This window comes from Polynucleobacter sp. UB-Tiil-W10, from assembly GCF_018881605.1.
Classification (GTDB): domain Bacteria; phylum Pseudomonadota; class Gammaproteobacteria; order Burkholderiales; family Burkholderiaceae; genus Polynucleobacter.
This window is the reverse complement of the sequence record NZ_JACVPZ010000001.1, coordinates 363,609-382,526: the sequence shown is the minus strand read 5'-3', so window position 1 is coordinate 382,526 and position 18,918 is coordinate 363,609. Positions and strand designations below refer to the sequence as shown.

Genomic DNA, 18,918 nt, shown 5'->3' with positions numbered 1-18,918 from the left:
TTGGGGGCACTAAGCCCCCAATGCCATTTAATATTGAATTCTTACTCCGGCTTGATGTTGGCTGTTTTTACAACGGCACTCCATTTGGCACTCTCGGCTTTAATCAGGCTGGCAAATTCAGCTGGACTCCCTCCACCAATCTCATTCCCTTGCGAGAGCATGAGTTCACGTAGCTGAGGATCTTTAAGTGCTTCATTTGCAGCAACATTCAATTTATCAATAATGGCTTTAGGTGTTCCCTTTGGTGCGATGAGACCTTGCCAATTCAGAACCTCCACTTTTGGGTAGCCTAACTCTGAAAAACTAGGGACATTGGGTAATAAAGGGGAGCGTTTTTTGCTAGTAATAGCAAGTGGCCGAATCTTGTCTGCCTTAATGCTGGGAACAGCGGAATACATTTGATCGAACATGAGGTCAACGTTGCCGCCCATGAGGTCGGTTAGTGCCGCAGAGCCACTTTTGTATGGCACGTGAATCATCTGAATGCCTGCATTTTGTTCAAAGAGTTCGGCGGACAGTTGGTGGCTTCCTCCGATACCGCCAGAGGAGAATGTAAGCACCCCAGGTTTTGCTTTAGCAGCAGCAACAATATCTTGTACAGATTTGTAAGGGGAGTTTGGATTGACTACCAATACCAAAGGGCCCTTTTCAATCAAGATGATTGGCGTTAAATCTGTCTCTGGGTCATAACGCAAATTACCAAACAGCGTTTTATTGACCGCCATTGGAGCGAAATTACCCATGCCGATAGTGTATCCATCTGGTGCGGCCCGAACAATAGCTTCCGTACCAATATTGCCGCCAGCTCCTGGTTTGTTATCAACCACAATTGGTTGCTTGAGTATGACACTCATCTTTTGTGCAATTTGACGACTTCTAGAGTCAGCGCTACCACCAGCACCATAAGGGACGATGAAGTTAATTGACTTACTAGGGTAGTTGCTTTGAGCAGAAGCTGCGCCTGAAAATATAGCTAGTAAACAAAGTAGGCCGATTGAAAAGTTTTTGATGAGTCGCATATCTTTCTCTTAAGCGGTTTAAATGAATCCTAAAACGCCCAATGCTCCACCAATAGCAATCAGATAGAGTGGGTGCCAGCGTGTAAACAATGTAAAGCCAATAGTCGCAAGGGTCAAGGCGTAGGCTGCCGCGCTATGGTTAATTTGAATAGCAATTTGCCACGCGGAAGAAAGAACCAATCCAATAGCTAGCGCTGCTGCTGCATATTGAATAGACTTCCTTTTAATGGGATCTTGAATTCTCAAGATAAAGCGCTGCAAAAAATAAATCAAAATGGATGAGGGCCACGCAATTGCCAGTGTGCCAAGCAATGCGCCTAAGACGCCAAATAGATGCCAGCCCAATAGTGTGACTGTCATAAAGTTAGGACCAGGTGCTGCTTGGGCTATAGCAAAGTAATCTGAAAAAGTTTGCAGATCAATCCAATGCTCTTGATAGACGGCTAAGTTCAACAGCTCGGGTAGTAAGGCATTAACACCACCAAAAGCAACTAATGAGAAGGCGGATAGCTTTAGAAAGAAGCTCAAAAGCATACTCATGAACTCAGTGCTTTCTTGCGGGCTAAGAAGAGTGCTAATGGCAAAACCGCGAGTACTACCCATCCTAGACCGAGATGAAAGTAAGTTACTGCACAGATGGTGATGGCAACTACGAGCAGCATGAGAGGAAAGCGAAACTCATCGCGCAGCATCTTAAAACCAGTAGAAGCAATCAGTCCTACGCCTACTGCAGATATTCCTCGCAAAAGCCCTTTTACGGCATCTAAATAACTGTAATGTTGATAGAGCATTGCTAGTAACAACACAATGGCAATGGGTCCGAGTGTAAGGCCAAGAACTGATGCGGCCGCTCCTCTCGCCCCCGCAAATCGGGAGCCAACACAAACTGCTAGGTTAACAATATTGGGGCCTGGAACAATTTGGCAAATACCGAGGATGGCACTAAATTCCTCGGACGTCAGAATTTTGTCGCGCTCTACTAAAGTTCGTCTTGCCCAAGGAAGAACGCCACCAAATCCAGAGATACCAATTTTGCTAAAACTAATAAATAGCTGTGAAGGCGTTAGGCTATTCATAAGATTCGTTTTGGTAAATAAATTATTGAGGCTTAAAAGGATGCGGCACGGGTTTATTTTCTAGCCAAGCCTCTAGTGATTCGGTGATGCCTTTAGAGAAGGTTGCGAATATAGGTTCAGCGATAAATCCAAGGTGTGGCGTTACTAGTAAGTTTGGAGTGTTACGAAGAATATCTTTTTCTGGAAGAGGCTCTACATCAAATACGTCTACCGCTGCTTGACCTGGTCTACCTGCAGCCAAGGCCTTTTGGAGATCTGGCATATTAATCAATGCAGCGCGTGAAGTATTAATCAAAATAGAGTCTGGACGCATCAACCCTAATTGATCAGCACTAATCAAACCTTTAGTACCGGGGCCGGCTACCAAGTGCATGGATACCACTTTGGAGGTTTTGAGAAGTTCTTCAAGGCTAACTGCTTTGGCATTTTCAGCGGCAGCGCGTTCAGGCGTCATGCGAGGACTCCAGGCTACAACTTCCATACCAAAGGCTGCGCCTACACGTGCCACACGACTACCAATGGCACCTAGACCCATAATTCCCAAGCGTTCGCCAGAGAGCATCGGCAGTAGAGACATGGCATCACGCCAGCCACCAGAAGCAATCAGTTTATTTTCTTCAATCAGGCGCTTAGAGGCGCCCAAAATTAAAGCCCAAGTTAGCTCTGCAGTAGTTTCCTTGGAGGGTCCACCAGGAGTGCAGGCCATAGGTATATTTCTAGAAACTAGGGCCGATGCTTCAAGGGTGCCATTGCGCTCACCAGTAAACATTAAAAACTTGAGCTTTGGTAAGCGCGCAATCATCGCTTCATTAAAAGGGGAGCGGTCTCTGACGATCGCAATTGCATCGGCGTCTTTTACGGCTTCATATAAAGCCTCATCTCGCAGAGGCTCATGATGAATAGTGAGCTTAGCTTGTTTTTCTAATTTTTCCCAATTAGAAAAACGGCGTAGCGCACGCTCATAGTCCCCGAGAACAACGATATTAGGCAATGAAGTCATGGATGAAAAGCTTTCAGGTAAAAATTAGTCTGGGGTGCAAAGGCTTAGGATTTGCTTAAGGTCTGGAGCTTGTCCTAACTTCCAAAGTGCAGAAATCAGTTGACGAGTTTTCTCTTTGCCAATAATAGGTTCAGCCAAACTGGTGAACTTTTGTTCCAAGTTCGCATCGCTCATTGGGTTCTCTACAGAGCCTATTGCATTCTTCACGAAGATATGGACTTCTTTGCCATTCTTGAGGAAGGCTTTTACGTCAACTGATGCTTCGCTAATGGAGGTGTCGGTCGTGGCATTCACCTTGGCACGCAAGGCAACAACGTCAGGACGGTTCACGATCTCATCAGCATATTCACCTTCGCCGGCTTGGCCAAACTTCAAACCAACTGCACAGCCGTGATACACGCTGAACTTACCTTCCAAACCATCCTTAGGTGTTTTCTTGCCCGTGAGTTCGAGTACAAGTGGGTGAACGCGCAGCTCAATACGCTCTACGTCTTCTGCATTAACGCCTTGGGCACGTAATTGTGCGCAAGCATCAATAGCGGGATGAATCACAATGCCACAAGCAAATGGTTTGTATGTATTCAAGGAGATCTCAAAAGATTTTCCTAGGGCGCGATCAATTTCTGACCAGTCACATTTAGTGGATACGGTTTGCATATAGCCGCGACCGGCTTCAAGTGCTTTAGGGCTTGCAGTAAAGCCATGCTTTGCCAGTAGGGCGGACAGTTGGCCAGCACGTGCAGCACCACCCGGATGAAATGGTTTGGTCATCGTGCCAAATTGCTCGCGCATACCAACTGGTTGTGAGGCTGCAATACCTAGAGCCATTATTGTTTTTTGTAGATCAAGCCCCATCAAGCGAGAGCATGCAGCAGCAGATCCCAGCATACCGGTAGAACCAGTGATATGCCAACCGCGATGGTAGTGGTCTGGGTACATTGCATTGCCAACTCGGCAAGCAACATCAATGCCTAGGACGAGAGAATCAATCATTTGACGACCATTTGCATTGATGTGCTCTCCTAGTGCTAGGATCGCCGATGCTACGGGGCCCGCAGGATGAATCACGGTCTTTAGGTGAGTGTCATCAAAGTCAAAAGTATGCGAGCTGATGCCGTTAATGAGTGCAGCCCCACCCATATCTACCTTATCTTTGCGGCCGAGAATACTGGCTTGTGGAGCTGGCTGAAATTCACGAATAGCAGCTAGTGAAGATTCCACGCTCTCATGATTGGCTGCACCGATGGCGCAACCAAGCCAGTTTAAAAATGTGCGATGCGCCTCGTGCTCTACTTCAGGCGTCCAACCTTGACTTGGGTGGGCGTTGACAAACTCTGCCAATATTTTAGTTACTGGCGGTGCGTTGAGATCAGCTGCTGCGGCAATAGCGTGAGACATATATAAGTTCCTATAAAAGAGTGGAGTATTTTTTAATTAATAAGTTCTGAAAGATTAGTCAATTTCAATATTGCGATCTTTGGCAACCTTAGCCCAGCGTGCAATATCTTCTTTGATGTAGTTAGCAAATTGAGGAGGCGTCATGGGCATTAATGTCATTGCTTCACTAGTCATTTTTTCTGAGAAGTCTGGCAAAGCAAGAACTTTATTTAATTCTGCATTGAGCTTGGCAACAATGGCTGGCGGCAGATTAGCTGGTCCTACTAGGCCGTACCATTGTTGGCCATCAAAGCCGTTATAGCCCAACTCTTTAAAGGTCGGAATATTGGGTGCTGCTGAACTACGTTTAGCTCCAGTAACGGCAAGACCACGAACCCTGTTAGTGGTGATATACGGTAATGCAGCAAACAGAGTGGGGAACATTGCTTGAGTTTGACCTGCCAATAAATCGGTATAGGCAGGGCCTACGCCACGATAAGGCACATGCACCATAAATATTCCAGCAGCTAACTTTAGTTGCTCCATACCGAGATGGGTTAGCGTCCCTGGACCGGCAGACCCATAACTTAATTTAGCAGGATTCTTTTTTGCGTAATCGACAAACTCTTTAAAACTCTTGATGGGTAGATCAGGATTAATGATGAGCACATTTGGCGTTGCGCCAATCATGCCAATCGGCGTGAAGTCTTTGATGGCGTCGTAGGGCAATTTACGTACCGCAGGATTAGTGCCATGTGTTCCTACATAAGCAATCATGAGGGTATAACCATCCGCTGGTGCCTTGGCGGTTGCTTGCGATGCGATGGAGCCACCACCACCACCCATATTTTCAACAACAACCGTTTGACCAATTGAACGAGAAAGTTTTTCTGCAACAGCGCGCGCAATATTATCAAGACCACCACCAGCGGCAACTGGCGCAATGAGTTTGATGGGCTTCACTGGGTAGGCCGCCACTGCACTTTGCGCCTGCGCATTAAAGTGGGTGGCCATTCCTAGAAATGCACAGAGTAGGGATGATAAAAAAATCGGCTTTTGCCGATTGATCGCATTAGACATGTCTCGATTCCGAATTATTGTTTTATTAATTTTGTACTTCTTGTGCAACTTGGTAATTCTACTATTTATGACCTCAATCCTCTTCAGACTGAGCTGGCTTTAAGCTTTTTTCGAATAGAGCGGTCAACGGGGATGGAATCTAGATTGGGCTCTAGAGCCTCGCGCTCATCAAAGACAAAACAGCTGCCTTGGTAATGCGCAGAACCAACCTCTTCAAAGTATTTCAAAATTCCACCCTCTAATTGGTAGCTGTGCTCCATACCAATCTCTCGCATATATAAACCCGATTTTTCGCAACGAATTCCACCGGTGCAAAAGCTCACCAGTGTTTTATCTACCAAGGCATCTTTGTGTGCAGATATCGCCTCAGGAAACTCAGTGAACTTTTCTATATTGAAATGCAAAGCATTTTCAAAGGTCCCGTAGTCGACTTCAAAGGCATTACGTGTGTCCACCATCACCACAGGGCGACCAAGATCATCAGTGCCTCGATCTAACCATTCTTGCAATTTTTTTGGACTAATAAAATTGGCGCGACCCTCCTCTGGACGAATCGCCGGGTGATTCATGCGGATGATTTCATTTTTTAGTTTGATCAACATTTTTTTGAAAGGCTGATCCTCAGACCAACTTTCCTTGGCTTGAAGTGGCTTGAAACGGGGGTCGGTACGTAGCCAGTCTAGGAATCCGCGTAGCTCATCTGCTTTGCCAGCAAGAAATAGATTGATGCCTTCGCCAGTCAACAAGATAGTGCCCTTCAGTTGGCGAGCATTGCATTCATCAAGCATTTTGGCGCGCAGCTCTGGCAGGCCATCTAGGCTTACAAATAAATAGGCGGCAATATTTAGAATCGACTTCATTTTTCTCTCACTGGGCTTGTGCAACATTATCGAGCAATTAGCCTGTGGGAGTGGTAATCTTGAGTTCTTATTTATAGGAGACAAATCCATGCAGGGTTTAGCAAAAATGGCTAAAAAAGCCTTTAAAAACAGCCTATTAGCCACTTTGATGGCCTTGGGAGTAAGTGGTTTTGCTTTGGCTCAAAATGCGGGTGTTGGCACATGGCCCACCCAAAAGCCGATTCGTTTAATTGCGGTCTTTCCGCCAGGTGGCTCTGTTGATCAGGTTGCCCGAGTATTGGCACCAGCCTTGCAGTCAGAGTTAAAGCAAAACGTGATTGTGGAGAACGTTGGCGGTGCCTCCGGTGTAATTGGTACCTCTGCGATGACACGCTCAGATCCCGATGGATATACCTTTGCGGTGGTGTTTGATACCCACGGCGTTAATCCCAGCCTCAAAGATAAGCTTCCCTACGACTCCATTAAAGATATTGCTCCTGTCATTCTGGTGGGCACATCACCGATGGTCTTGGTAGCCAGCAAAAAGTCCGGCATCACCAGCTTTAAGCAGTTAGTGGATCTTTCTAAAACCGGCAAGCAATTTAGTTATGGCTCTATCGGCATTGGCAGTCTAGGGCACTTAGCGATGGCTCGCCTTGCAAAACAAGCCGGCTTTGATTGGAATCATATTCCATATCGTGGCGGCGGTCCTTTGATGCAGGATGCATTGGGTGGTCAGGTTGAGTTAGCAGTAGGTTCTGAGTTTTTGGTGAAGCCCCATATTGATAGCGGTGGCGTCATTCCATTGGTAATTACTACAGCCAAGAGATCACCATCCCTGCCGAATGTGCCCACGATTTCTGAAAGTGGTTTCCCTGGATTTAGTGCTCCAGCATGGTGGGCAGTATTGGCTCCAGGCAAAACTCCCCCAGCAGTTTTGGATGCGATGAATAAAGCCTTGAATAAGGCACTGAAAACTCCAGCAGTTGCTGCAAAGTTCAAGGCTCAAGGAATTCAAATTGTTGGCGGTACTCCTGAGGCTGCTCAAGAGTTTATTGGCAAACAGATTGGTATCTGGGGCAAGTTTGTTATTGAAAATAACATTAAAGAAGCTGCTCAGTAAGAAGTAATTAAGAGAGATATTTATGTCCGAACGTTTAATTCCGTATCAACCAATGGATTTGGCAGAGCCAGCTGAGCTAGTCGCAGCTATTCGCAAGAGACGTGGGGGCCAATTTATTAATTTGGACCGCATGCTCTTGCATAGCGTTCCTATCGCAGAGGGTTGGAATCATTTCATTGGTGAGATTCGTAACAACCTCTCTTTGGATTCTAAGTTGCGTGAACTGGCAATGTGTGGGGTGGCTGTCCTCAATGGTGCTGAGTATGAATTCTTTCACCATGCACCTCCGTTTAAGAAAGCGGGTGGTACGGAAGAGCAGGTTCAGGGCTTAAGGTTAATTGGGCAACCGAATTTCCCGAAAGACTTGTACACCCCAGTAGAAAACGATGCTGCTGAGCTCACTTTTCAGATGACACGCAATATCAAAGTGGATCCTGATTTGATGAAACGTTTGCAAAAGGCATTGGGAAGCACTGATTCAGTTGAGTTGGTGACGGTGATCGCTGCCTACAACATGGTGTCTCGTTTCTTGATTGCGCTTGACGTAAACCCTGAAGATCACCCTCCAGCCTAAAAGACGCAGCATCTATACACATGATTCGTAATATTCAAACCATCATTCCCGGCATTGCGACTTCTGATGGTGCGGGTGTGAAATTACGTCGTAGTCTTGGTGGTCAGAATCAAGTCAGGCTAGATCCATTTTTGATGCTTGATGAATTTTCATCAAATGATCCAAATGATTATGTAGCGGGTTTTCCTGCGCATCCTCATCGAGGTTTTGAGACGGTGACATACATGCTTGAAGGCCACATGTTGCATGAAGATCATTTAGGCAATCAAGGACATCTGAAAACAGGTGGTGTGCAGTGGATGACGGCGGGGCGCGGGATTATTCACTCTGAGATGCCTCAGCAGGTCAGTGGTGCTATGCGTGGTTTTCAGTTGTGGATTAACTTGCCCGCTAAAGAAAAAATGAAGCCGGCTGGATATAAGGATATTCAGATTGAGGATATTCCAAAGATTGCTTTGGCAAACGGTGGCTCAGTAAAGGTCATCGCAGGCACGTACGACTATGACGGCAAAGAAGTTCAAGGCCCCATTCAAGGAATTACCACTGCGCCTATATTTTTAGATGTGCATCTACCACCAAATAGTGAGTTCGAGCACCGTATTCCAAAAGAGCTTAATGCTTTCGTATATGTTTATGAGGGTGCTCTTGAGGTAGGCGGACCCATGCGCGACGTGCCAAGGCAGGCTGCCATTGTGCTCGGAGATGGTGATCGTTTAAAAGCTAAATCAGGAGCTGCAGGTGCGCAATTTATTGTTCTTGCAGCGTTGCCTTTACATGAACCCATCGTTCAATATGGCCCCTTTGTGATGAATACCCGCGCGGAGATTGAGCAAGCAATTGATGATTATCAAAACAATCGGTTTGTGGTTTCCTAGGTGACTCAATCAATAACCCTTCAATGGGAAGATGGTGGGCAAACCTATGGCGCTAAATGGCATTCTGAAAATGGTATTGCACCCCATAAAAAGATTCAGATCGCCGATGACACGCTGACTGCAGATGTCGCATATCGCATGGCTTGTGAAGGTACGGCGATGCTTTACAAAGGCGACTTTCAAAACGCGCGACAACTATTGCAGGCTTTGGTGCGAAGGGTAGACAAGCCCTCCAAAAAATCCAAGCGGGTTGAGCGAGTTGAAAAAGACAAAATCAAAAGCCCAATAGATAGCTTTAATCTCCACCGCCTTGCCCAATCACAACGAGCGCGTATTCTGGGAATGGTTTTAATACAGGTAAATACCGATCACAGTATTTCCTTAAGACGCGCACCAGATGTTACGCAGGCTTGTCTTGAGGCATACGGCCCACAAGAGGACGCTTACATTATTTCTTTGCGTGAACTACTCGGCGTTATTAGCGCCCATGAGTGGCGTAAAACAGGTGTTCAAGTGCTCACTAGAGATGATGAAGAGGTTCGCATTCATCCACACTATGGTGTCTTCTCTCCAGTACGTAGCGAATATATAAATTTGGTCCTGAAAGCCCCGTTTCCAGACGCAATTAAACAAAGCTCTACAGCCTTTGATATTGGTACCGGGACTGGAGTCTTGGCAGTTGTTTTGGCTCTACGAGGTATTCAGAAAATTGTCGCTACCGATCTAAATGATCGAGCTATAGCTTGCGCGAATGAAAACATTGACCACTTAGGCCTGCACTCTCAGATTGAAATTCATAAAGCCAATCTGTTCCCTGAGGCAAAGGCTGCGCTGATTGTTTGCAATCCGCCTTGGTTGCCTGCTAGACCAAGCTCCTTGCTAGAGCATGCGGTGTATGACCCCGATAGTCTGATGCTTAAGGGTTTCTTGAATGGATTAAAAGGCCACCTACTGCCAAATGGTGAGGGTTGGTTAATTTTGTCTGACCTAGCTGAGTATTTGGGTTTGAGATCAAGACAAGAGCTTCTCAATTGGATTGAGCAGGCTGGACTCAAAGTGTTGGGGAGGGCTGATACCAAACCAACGCATCGCAAAGTATTTGATCAAGAAGATGCATTGCATGCGGCACGATCTAAAGAGGTCACGTCGCTTTGGCGTTTAGGTATTCAATAAAAAGCAAACCCCTCCAAAAATCAGAGGGGTTTGCTTTTAATGGTGGAGTCGGCGGGAATCGAACCCGCGTCCGCAAATCCTCCACAACAAGTTCTACATACTTAGTCATATCATTTGATTTAATCAGTTAAGCACGGACTGACACGTTCTTCGCTGACGATTCACTAAATTTTCGAATCATTCCTCGTGACATGAAATGATCTTATCTCTTGTAAATGACCCTGACCTAGCTTTCGCTAGCTGACCCAAGAGAGAATCAGTTCAGGGGCAACCGCAATTAAGCGGCTAGTGCGAAACGTTCGTCGTTTGCAGTTAAAACATTCCCATTGATTTACGAGATAACGGGTCCTCGGTATGCCCTTGATGCTTTGTAATCCACGTCGAAACCATGTCGACCCCAGAGTTCATGCATAGGAAACTCTATTTTAAGGCCGCCGACCTTAAATTGCTGAATATCTTTTGGGTTATTCCCTGTTGGGAAAGATGATTTGCATTAAGTCGAGCGGGTTATTGATCACGAAATCAGCCCCCCAGGCCTCTGGAGGCTCTTTGCAGCCACAGTAACCATATGCAGCAGCCACAGTCTTCATGCCAGCCGCCTTACCTGCGAGAATATCTCTAATATCGTCTCCCACATAGATTGATTTTGTGGGGTCGATATTCGCTACTCTAGCGGCATGCAAGATAGGCTCTGGGTGTGGCTTTGAGTATGGCGTTGTGTCACCCGAAACGGTTGCAACAGATCGATGACTCAAACTCATCAACTCAACCAGGGGATTGGTAAAGCGATGGCTTTTGTTGGTCACAATGCCCCAAGGGAGATTGGCTTGATCCATTGCATCGAGTAAATGATGCATATCATCAAATAATTTACTTTCTACTAGCAATGCTTTTTCATAGTTGCTGAAAAACTCATCGCGCAAAGGTATGAAGTCGGCATGATCAGGGCTAATGCCAAAGGCCCCTTCGAGCAATCCTCGGGCTCCAGCTGATGCATAGGGGCGCAGGAATTCATAAGGTTTGGGCGCAAGATTGCGCGCAATCAGCAATTTATTGGTTGCCGCCACCAAATCTGGTGCGGTATCGGCTAATGTGCCATCTAAATCAAAAAAGATCCCTGCATATGGGCTTGAAAGATTGCTCACGAGTAAGTTACTTTCGAACGGCAATCATGTAATTAACATCTACATCATCGCTTAGGCTGTATACCTGTGTGAGTGGGTTGTAGTTCAGACCTTTCATACCAAGCATTTCTAAACCTGCGTGGCGGGTAAAGGCTACTAACTCAGAAGGTTTGATGAACTTCGCGTATTCGTGAGTGCCTTTGGGAAGCAGTTTCAGGATGTACTCTGCTCCAATAATGGCAAATAAGTAAGACTTAGGGCTGCGATTGAGAGTGCTAAAAAATAAAGTTCCGCCTGGTTTGCAGAGTTTGGCGCACGCACGCACTACTGATGCGGGATCGGGAACGTGTTCAAGCATTTCCATGCAGGTTACAACGTCATATTGTTCGGGCTGCTCCTCAGCCAGTGCTTCTGCTGAGATGGAGCGATAGGTGAGGTTTGCGCCGACCTCTAATGCATGCAATTCAGCGACTTTAAGTGCTTTATCAGACAAATCGATGCCGGTAGTATCTGCGCCTGATTGAGAAATGGATTCGGCCAAGATGCCGCCGCCGCAGCCAATATCTACTACTTTCTTGCCTTCTAAATTAACAAAGGTTTTGATCCAGCCAAGACGTAGTGGATTGATGGCATGCAAAGGCTTAAATTCGCTATTGGGATCCCACCAACGATGGGCTAGGGCGCTAAATTTGGCGATTTCTGACTGGTCGACGTTCATATGAATTGGCTAATTGTGAAGCTATAGAAGAAGGTTATGAATATAGCGGAAATAAAAAAGCCCGCTAAAAGCGGGCTTTTTTACAAGTAAAGTGAATTACTTAGCTGCTGTACCAACAACTTCGATGTCAGTACGGCGGTTCTTAGCGCGGCCTTCAGCAGTTGCATTTGATGCAACTGGATTGCTCTTGCCTTTAGATTCTGTGTAGATACGGCTACCGTCAACACCCTTGCTTACCAAGTATGCTTTTACAGATTGCGCACGACGCTGACCGAGGGCCATGTTGTATGCATCTGTACCAACGCTGTCAGTGTTACCAACAGCGATGATTACTTCTAACTTGATCTTGCTTAAGTCAGCAGCGATCTTGTCCAAAGTAGCTTTACCTTCTGGTTTCAAGTCAGACTTGTTGAAGTCATAAAGTGTGTCAGCTTGCAAAGTGATTTTGCTTTGGCTAACGCCAGCAGCAGCAGGAGCAGCAGCAGTCAACGCACCGTCACAACCTTGAGCTGCAGTTGCAGGTGTCCAGTTGTTATCGCGCCAGCACAATGTGCCATCGCCGTTTTTCCAGTTTAGGGCGCCATCGCCGTTTTGCCAGTTATCAGAAGCCATTGCTGCAGAAGCAGAAACAGTAATAACAGAAGCGAGCAACACTCTTAGGGTTTTGTTCATTTTTAGTCCTCAAAAATCTCTTTTTTAATTAAAGTCAAACTTAAATGTAATTCGCCCTACCTTAATGCAAAAACTGCAAAGCGACACATCTCAATTTCGTACAAACTGACAGAATCTTAGCATAGGGCCTACCTGTCATCAAAATGATATTATTTCTAGATGGAACAAGCCGCTAAAGAAACACTACCAATATCCCTCGAAGACGAAATGCGGCGGTCCTATTTGGACTACGCAATGAGCGTCATCGTCGGCAGAGCCCTGCCAGACGTGCGTGATGGCCTCAAACCGGTTCACCGCCGGGTCTTATTTGCAATGTATGAATTAAACAACGATTGGAACCGAGCTTACAAAAAATCTGCCCGTATAGTTGGCGATGTAATCGGTAAATACCACCCGCACGGTGATTCTGCGGTGTATGACACGATCGTTCGGATGGCCCAGGACTTCTCTCTGCGCTATATGTTGGTTGATGGACAGGGTAACTTTGGCTCTGTGGACGGCGATAACGCTGCTGCGATGCGGTATACCGAGATCCGTCTCCGCAAGATTGCCCACGAGCTTTTGGCTGATTTGGACAAGGAAACGGTCGATTTCGGGCCAAATTACGACGGTAGCGAGAAAGAACCCCTGATTCTGCCTGCCAAAGTGCCTAATTTGCTCATAAACGGCAGTTCTGGCATTGCTGTAGGTATGGCAACCAATATCCCTCCCCATAACCTGGATGAGGTGATTACTGCCTGTTTACACGTGCTTCACAACCCAGAATGCACGATTGATGAGCTGATTGAGATCATTCCAGCCCCTGATTTCCCAACCGCCGGCATTATTTATGGCGTTCAAGGTGTCCGTGAGGGCTATCGCACTGGTCGTGGCCGTGTTGTCATGCGCGCTAAGACCCACTTTGAAGATTTAGACAAGGGCGCCCGTCAAGCGATCATCGTTGATGAGTTGCCTTATCAAGTTAATAAAAAGAATTTGCTCGAGCGCATCGCTGAGTTGGTAAATGAGAAAAAAGTAGAGGGCATTTCTGATTTGCGTGATGAGTCAGATAAATCCGGTATGCGTGTTGTGATTGAACTCAAGCGCGGTGAAGTGCCTGAAGTTGTTCTCAATAATTTGTATAAGAGTACTCAACTGCAAGATAACTTCGGCATGAACATGGTGGCATTGGTGGATAACCAACCACGCTTGTTGAACCTGAAGCAAATGCTTGAGTACTTCTTGCAACATCGTCGCGAAGTAGTGACACGTCGTACGATTTTTGAATTACGCAAAGCACGTGATCGTGGTCACGTTTTAGAAGGTTTAGCTGTTGCATTAGCTAACATCGATGAGTTCATTGCATTGATTAAAGCTGCTGCAAATCCAGTGATAGCTAAACAAGAATTGATGGGCAAGCCTTGGGATTCTTCAATGGTGCGCGAGATGTTGGCGCGCGCCGAGACCGATACCCCAGGAGGTCGCAACGCTTATCGCCCAGAAGGTTTGTTGCCTGAGTACGGCATGCAAACTACCGGCCTGTACCGCCTCTCTGATAGTCAAGCGCAAGAAATTTTGCAGATGCGTTTACAACGCTTGACTGGTCTTGAGCAAGATAAGATCGTCAATGAGTACAAAGAAGTAATGTCAGAAATTTCTGATTTACTGGATTTGTTGGCGAAGCCAGAACGTGTGACTCAAGTGATTGAAACTGAGTTGAAGGAAGTTCAAGCTGAGTTTGGTATTGCTGGTGGCGATACTGGTCGTCGTTCATTTATTGAGATGAATGCCACCGAACTCTTCACTGAAGATTTGATTACACCGCAAGATATGGTAGTCACACTTTCTAATACTGGTTACATGAAGAGTCAGCCGCTAAGCGAATACCGCGCACAAAAACGCGGTGGTCGTGGCAAGCAAGCGGCGGCTACCAAGAATGAAGATTGGATTGATACTTTATTCGTAGCGAATACGCATGACATCATCTTGTGCTTCTCTGATCGCGGTCGTATGTATTGGCTCAAGGTATGGGAAGTACCACAAGGAAGTCGTACTTCTCGTGGCAAGCCAATCGTCAATATGTTCCCGTTGATTGAAGGCGAGAAGATCACTGTGATTCTGCCGATTAAAGGCTATCAAGACGATCATTACGTCTTTATGGCGACTAGCTTGGGTACCGTGAAGAAGACACGTTTGTCTGACTTCTCTAACCCACGTAAGGCTGGCATTATTGCAGTTGATTTGAACGAAAGCGACTTCTTAGTCGGCGCAGCAATTACTGATGGTAAGCACGATGTGATGTTGTTCTCTGATGCTGGTAAAGCAGTGCGCTTTGATGAGAATGATGTTCGCCCAATGGGTCGTACTGCTCGTGGTGTACGTGGTATGAACTTAGGCGAAGGTCATCAAGTGATCGCTATGTTGGTTGCGCCAGCCGAAGCCGCCGAAGGAGCAGAAGCCGCTGTGATTGATGCTAATGGATTAAGTATTCCAAATAGCGTGTTAACTGCAACAGAAAATGGTTTCGGTAAACGTACGCCAATCGCTGAGTACACCCGTCATGGCCGTGGCACAAAAGGCATGATTGCCATTCAGACGACTGAGCGTAACGGCAAAGTAGTCGCTGCCGCATTAGTGTCGCCTGAAGATCAAATCATGTTGATTACTACTGGCGGCATTTTAGTTCGCACGCGTGTGTCTGAAATTCGTGAGATGGGTCGTGCTACTCAAGGCGTTACTCTGATTAACGTAGACGAAGGTACGCGTTTGTCTGGCTTACAGCGTATTGCTGAGAGCGACTCTGATGACGAAGGTGATGTTGATGATGCAGAAGAAGGCGATGTAACTGCTGATCCAGCAACGGACTCTAATTCTGATACGGCAGGTGACGCGTAAAGCGTCACCACACTAATAACTAACATCATGACTTTTGACCGCCGCATTTTTAATTTCGCTGCGGGGCCTGCTACTTTGCCTGAAGAGGTATTGAAGCAGGCTGCCGATGAAATGCTCAATTGGCGTGGACTCGGTACGAGTGTGATGGAAATAAGTCATCGCAGCAAAGAGTTCATGGAAGTTTATGAGGAGGTAGTGCAGGATTTGCGCACCCTCATGAGCATTCCTGATCGCTACGAAATTTTGCTCTTGCAAGGCGGCGGCCTTGGACAAAATGCAGCCATCCCGATGAACCTCATGCCTTTGGCCAAAAATGGACCTAAGGCAGATTACATTGTTACTGGCGTATGGTCAGAAAAATCCTATAAAGAAGCACAGAAGTACGGTGCTGTAAATCTAGCTGCATCATCAGCTGCAGAAAAATTCAACACCATTCCAGCAAGATCGACTTGGAAACTATCTGATGATGCTGCTTATGTTCTCTACTGTGCCAATGAGACGATTGGTGGCGTGGAATTTCCGGATGTTCCTGATGTTGGTGCCACCCCACTAGTTGCAGATATTTCTAGCAACATCCTTTCTAAGGAAATGGATGTAAATAAGTGTGCTGTTTGGTTTGGTGGTGCACAAAAGAACATTGGCCCATCAGGCGTGACGATTGTTATTGTGCGCAAGGATTTAATTGGCCACAGCATGGGCATTACCCCGACGATTTGGGACTGGGCTGTGCAGACGAATACGCAGTCCATGATTAATACGCCCCCGACATTCTCGATCTATATGGCTGGCCTAGGCTTTAAATGGTTGCTCAAGCAGGGTGGTGTCAAGGCGATTGAAAAGCGCAACCAGGAAAAAGCAGATTTGCTCTACAACTTCTTAGATCAAAGTAGTTTGTATGAGAATCGCGTTACTAAAGAATATCGCTCACGCATGAACGTGACCTTCTTCTTAAAGGATGAGAACCTGAATGCTGAGTTTTTAGCCCAATCGAATGCGGCCGGTCTGGTTGCATTGCGTGGTCATAAGGCCGCAGGTGGCATGCGTGCCAGTATCTATAACGCAATGCCTATTGAAGGTGTAAAAGCCTTAGTTGAATTTATGCGCGACTTTGAAAGGCGGGCTTAATGAGTACTGAAGAGCAGCGCTTAGCGCCCTTGCGGGAAACAATTGACGCATTAGACGCGCAAATTTTAAATTTACTAACCCAGCGTGCAAAAGCAGCGCAGGAAGTAGGTCATGTGAAGGGCGGTTTTGCCTCACCAGTCTTTCGTCCTGAGCGCGAGCGTCAAGTAGTTGCACGTCTCCAAGAAATCAATGCTGGCCCATTACTTCCTGATGGTATTGCTGCAATCTGGCGTGAAGTGATGTCAGCATGCAGAGCCCTCGAAGCTCGTCAAACCATTGCTTACCTTGGCCCAGTAGGAACATATTCTGAGCAAGCAGCACAAACCTATTTTGGTCATTCGATTGCAGTTTTACCATGCGCGAGTTTGGATGAAGTCTTTAAAGCGGTAGAAAAGGGTGCAGCGCAATTTGGGGTTGTACCGGTTGAAAACTCTAGTGAAGGCGCTATCTCGCGCACATTGGATTTATTACTCGACTCTTCTATGCGCATTAGCGGCGAAGTAGTTCTGCCAATTCGTCATCACTTATTAACCAAGAGCGGCAGTCTAGATGGTGTTACAACCGTTTGCGCTCATGCCCAAGCGCTAGCGCAGTGCCAACAATGGTTGAGCGTACATGCGCCGCAATTAAAGCGTCAGGCGGTCAGTAGCAATGCAGAGGCTGCTCGTATGGCGGCAAATGATCCAAGCTTGGCAGCAATTGCTGGCGATCCTGCGCAAGAAGCATATGGTCTGCAGGCAGTAGCTGCGCAGATACAAGATGATCCGCATAACCGCACACGCTTTGTCGTAGTCGGTAACTATGCATGCCAGCCAACTGGAAAAGATCAAACCTCCTTGGTGCTCTCTGTTGATAACCAACCTGGTGCCGTCCATCGCCTGCTAGCACCCCTGGCTAAGCATGGGGTATCGATGAATCGTTTTGAGTCTCGTCCAGCACGCAAGGGGACTTGGGAATACCACTTCTATATTGATATTGCCGGACATGCAGATGACGACAAGGTAGTGAAGGCGCTTGATGAGCTTAAGGGAGTCGCAGCTTTCTATAAGAATTTAGGCTCATATCCACATTCAGCTTAAGCAGTAAATTTCAAGATAAATTAACCGAACAATAGTAAGACTCAGAATGACTTCTAAGATTGGTCTAAAACATATTCATGCGATTGCCCCCTATGTTGGTGGCCGTCCTATTAGTGAAGTCGCGCGGGAGTATGGTTTAGATGAAAACAAGATCGTGAAGCTAGCTTCCAATGAAAATCCATTGGGCATGCCTAAGTCCGCACAGGATGCAATGCTCAAGGCTGCAAGTGATTTAGGACGTTATCCAGATTCAAATGGTTTTGAGTTAAAGAATGTCTTGGCTAGCCGTTTAGGTGTGCCAACAGACTGGATTACCTTGGGTAACGGCAGTAACGATATTTTAGAATTAGCGGCTCGTGCAGTGGCGCAAGCCGGCGATGAAGTAATCTTTTCTAAACATGCATTTGCTGTTTATCCCTTAGCTACCCAAGCTATTGGTGCTAAAGCAATTGAAGTGGCAGCTACCGATATTTACGGCCACGATTTGGCTGCCATGTTGGAGGCGATTAAAGCCTCTGGTGATAAAGCGAAGTTAGTTTTTGTGGCTAATCCAAACAATCCTACTGGTAGTTATTTAACGTCCAAAGAGATTGAAGATTTCTTAGTGGCGGTTCCATCGAGTGTGGTTGTTGTGCTTGATGAGGCTTACAACGAATACCTTGCGCCGGAGCAACGCTACGATGCAATTGCTTGGGTAAGGCGTTTCCCAAATATGATCTTGTCGCGTAGCTTCTCGAAGGCTTATGGCTTGGCAGGTTTGCGCATTGGTTACGGTATTGCGCAGCCGCATCTAACCGATCTGCTGAATCGAATTCGTCAACCATTTAACGTAAACAGCCTGGCACAAGCTGCTGCCATTGCTGCTTTTCAAGATAAAGAATTTTTACAGCAAGGCTTTGAGCTCAATCGTGCAGGTTATGCCCAACTCACCAAAGCCTTTGACGAATTGGGGTTGCGCTACCTGCCATCCGCAGGCAACTTTGTTCTCGTTAAAGTGGGTGAGGATGATCAGGCGGGTGTATGCATGAATTTGGCCTTACTGAAGCGCGGCATTATTGTTCGGCCAGTGGGTAACTATGGTTTGCCACAGTGGCTACGTATTTCGATTGGCTTGCCAGAAGAGAATGCAGCATTCATTGAAGCTTTAAAAGCGATCTTGGCATAGTAGTCAGAGTTCAGAAAAATTCAAT

The 18,918-nt window shown here is 46.5% G+C and carries 18 protein-coding genes and 1 other RNA gene; 8 read left to right on the top strand and 11 right to left on the bottom strand.

Features of this window, described 5'->3' with window-relative positions; all coding sequences use genetic code 11:
- Positions 1-41: 41 nt before the first annotated feature.
- The 7 genes from ICN33_RS01850 to ICN33_RS01820 form a co-directional block, all read right to left on the bottom strand.
- Positions 42-1,019 carry a tripartite tricarboxylate transporter substrate binding protein gene (locus ICN33_RS01850; RefSeq protein ID WP_216194008.1) on the bottom strand — a complete coding sequence of 326 codons (978 nt, stop codon included), beginning with the start codon at positions 1,017-1,019 and terminating at the stop codon, positions 42-44.
- A gap of 18 nt (positions 1,020-1,037) precedes the next feature.
- Positions 1,038-1,559, bottom strand: a complete 522-nt coding sequence (locus ICN33_RS01845) for a chromate transporter (protein WP_255530523.1) — start codon at positions 1,557-1,559, stop codon at positions 1,038-1,040.
- A complete protein-coding gene (locus tag ICN33_RS01840) occupies positions 1,556-2,095 on the bottom strand; it encodes a chromate transporter (protein ID WP_216194004.1) in 540 nt (179 codons plus the stop codon). Before ICN33_RS01840 ends, ICN33_RS01845 begins: the two co-directional genes overlap by 4 nt.
- A gap of 22 nt (positions 2,096-2,117) precedes the next feature.
- Positions 2,118-3,095, bottom strand: coding sequence for a D-2-hydroxyacid dehydrogenase family protein (locus ICN33_RS01835; RefSeq protein ID WP_216194002.1), 978 nt, complete (start codon positions 3,093-3,095; stop codon positions 2,118-2,120).
- A gap of 24 nt (positions 3,096-3,119) precedes the next feature.
- Positions 3,120-4,493: an MmgE/PrpD family protein gene (locus ICN33_RS01830; RefSeq protein ID WP_216194000.1), complete on the bottom strand. Its 1,374-nt coding sequence runs from the start codon at positions 4,491-4,493 to the stop codon at positions 3,120-3,122.
- Positions 4,494-4,547: 54 nt separating this feature from the next.
- Complete coding sequence (locus ICN33_RS01825) at positions 4,548-5,552, bottom strand: tripartite tricarboxylate transporter substrate binding protein (RefSeq protein ID WP_216193998.1); 1,005 nt, start codon at positions 5,550-5,552, stop codon at positions 4,548-4,550.
- An 83-nt stretch (positions 5,553-5,635) separates the two neighbouring features.
- The gene (locus ICN33_RS01820) at positions 5,636-6,412 is read right to left on the bottom strand and encodes a sulfurtransferase (RefSeq protein ID WP_216193996.1); all 777 of its coding nucleotides are present in this window, start codon (positions 6,410-6,412) and stop codon (positions 5,636-5,638) included.
- An 88-nt stretch (positions 6,413-6,500) separates the two neighbouring features.
- Here ICN33_RS01820 and ICN33_RS01815 point away from each other — a divergent pair, with 88 nt between their 5' ends.
- From ICN33_RS01815 to ICN33_RS01800, 4 genes are read left to right on the top strand one after another with little or no spacing between them, the layout of a single operon-like run.
- The gene (locus ICN33_RS01815; protein WP_216193994.1) at positions 6,501-7,514 is read left to right on the top strand and encodes a tripartite tricarboxylate transporter substrate binding protein; all 1,014 of its coding nucleotides are present in this window, start codon (positions 6,501-6,503) and stop codon (positions 7,512-7,514) included.
- A gap of 22 nt (positions 7,515-7,536) precedes the next feature.
- Positions 7,537-8,088 (top strand): carboxymuconolactone decarboxylase family protein, encoded by a 552-nt coding sequence (locus ICN33_RS01810; RefSeq protein WP_216193993.1) that lies wholly within the window; start codon positions 7,537-7,539, stop codon positions 8,086-8,088.
- 20 nt (positions 8,089-8,108) lie between these two features.
- Complete coding sequence (locus ICN33_RS01805; RefSeq protein ID WP_216193990.1) at positions 8,109-8,963, top strand: pirin family protein; 855 nt, start codon at positions 8,109-8,111, stop codon at positions 8,961-8,963.
- Positions 8,964-10,136, top strand: coding sequence for a methyltransferase (locus ICN33_RS01800; protein ID WP_370623210.1), 1,173 nt, complete (start codon positions 8,964-8,966; stop codon positions 10,134-10,136).
- Positions 10,137-10,176: 40 nt separating this feature from the next.
- Here the strand turns inward: ICN33_RS01800 and ssrA are convergent.
- The 4 genes from ssrA to ompA all read right to left on the bottom strand — a co-directional run bounded on the left by ssrA (position 10,177) and on the right by ompA (position 12,650).
- Positions 10,177-10,535, bottom strand: a transfer-messenger RNA (tmRNA) gene (ssrA, locus tag ICN33_RS01795).
- A 65-nt stretch (positions 10,536-10,600) separates the two neighbouring features.
- Complete coding sequence (locus ICN33_RS01790; protein ID WP_216193988.1) at positions 10,601-11,281, bottom strand: HAD-IA family hydrolase; 681 nt, start codon at positions 11,279-11,281, stop codon at positions 10,601-10,603.
- A gap of 7 nt (positions 11,282-11,288) precedes the next feature.
- On the bottom strand, positions 11,289-11,978 hold the full coding sequence (ubiG, locus tag ICN33_RS01785; protein WP_216193986.1) for a bifunctional 2-polyprenyl-6-hydroxyphenol methylase/3-demethylubiquinol 3-O-methyltransferase UbiG: 690 nt from the start codon (positions 11,976-11,978) through the stop codon (positions 11,289-11,291).
- A gap of 96 nt (positions 11,979-12,074) precedes the next feature.
- The gene (gene ompA, locus ICN33_RS01780) at positions 12,075-12,650 is read right to left on the bottom strand and encodes an outer membrane protein OmpA (RefSeq protein WP_216193984.1); all 576 of its coding nucleotides are present in this window, start codon (positions 12,648-12,650) and stop codon (positions 12,075-12,077) included.
- Between the two features lie 159 nt (positions 12,651-12,809).
- Between ompA and gyrA the strand changes: the two genes are divergently transcribed.
- The 4 genes from gyrA to hisC are packed head-to-tail and all read left to right on the top strand — an operon-like array spanning position 12,810 to position 18,893.
- The gene (gene gyrA / locus ICN33_RS01775) at positions 12,810-15,524 is read left to right on the top strand and encodes a DNA gyrase subunit A (RefSeq protein ID WP_216193982.1); all 2,715 of its coding nucleotides are present in this window, start codon (positions 12,810-12,812) and stop codon (positions 15,522-15,524) included.
- 27 nt (positions 15,525-15,551) lie between these two features.
- Positions 15,552-16,649, top strand: a complete 1,098-nt coding sequence (gene serC, locus ICN33_RS01770; RefSeq protein WP_216193980.1) for a 3-phosphoserine/phosphohydroxythreonine transaminase — start codon at positions 15,552-15,554, stop codon at positions 16,647-16,649.
- A complete protein-coding gene (pheA, locus tag ICN33_RS01765) occupies positions 16,649-17,728 on the top strand; it encodes a prephenate dehydratase (RefSeq protein ID WP_216193978.1) in 1,080 nt (359 codons plus the stop codon). The genes serC and pheA overlap by 1 nt, the downstream gene beginning before the upstream one ends.
- A gap of 46 nt (positions 17,729-17,774) precedes the next feature.
- The gene (gene hisC, locus ICN33_RS01760; protein WP_216193976.1) at positions 17,775-18,893 is read left to right on the top strand and encodes a histidinol-phosphate transaminase; all 1,119 of its coding nucleotides are present in this window, start codon (positions 17,775-17,777) and stop codon (positions 18,891-18,893) included.
- Positions 18,894-18,918 lie beyond the last annotated feature (25 nt).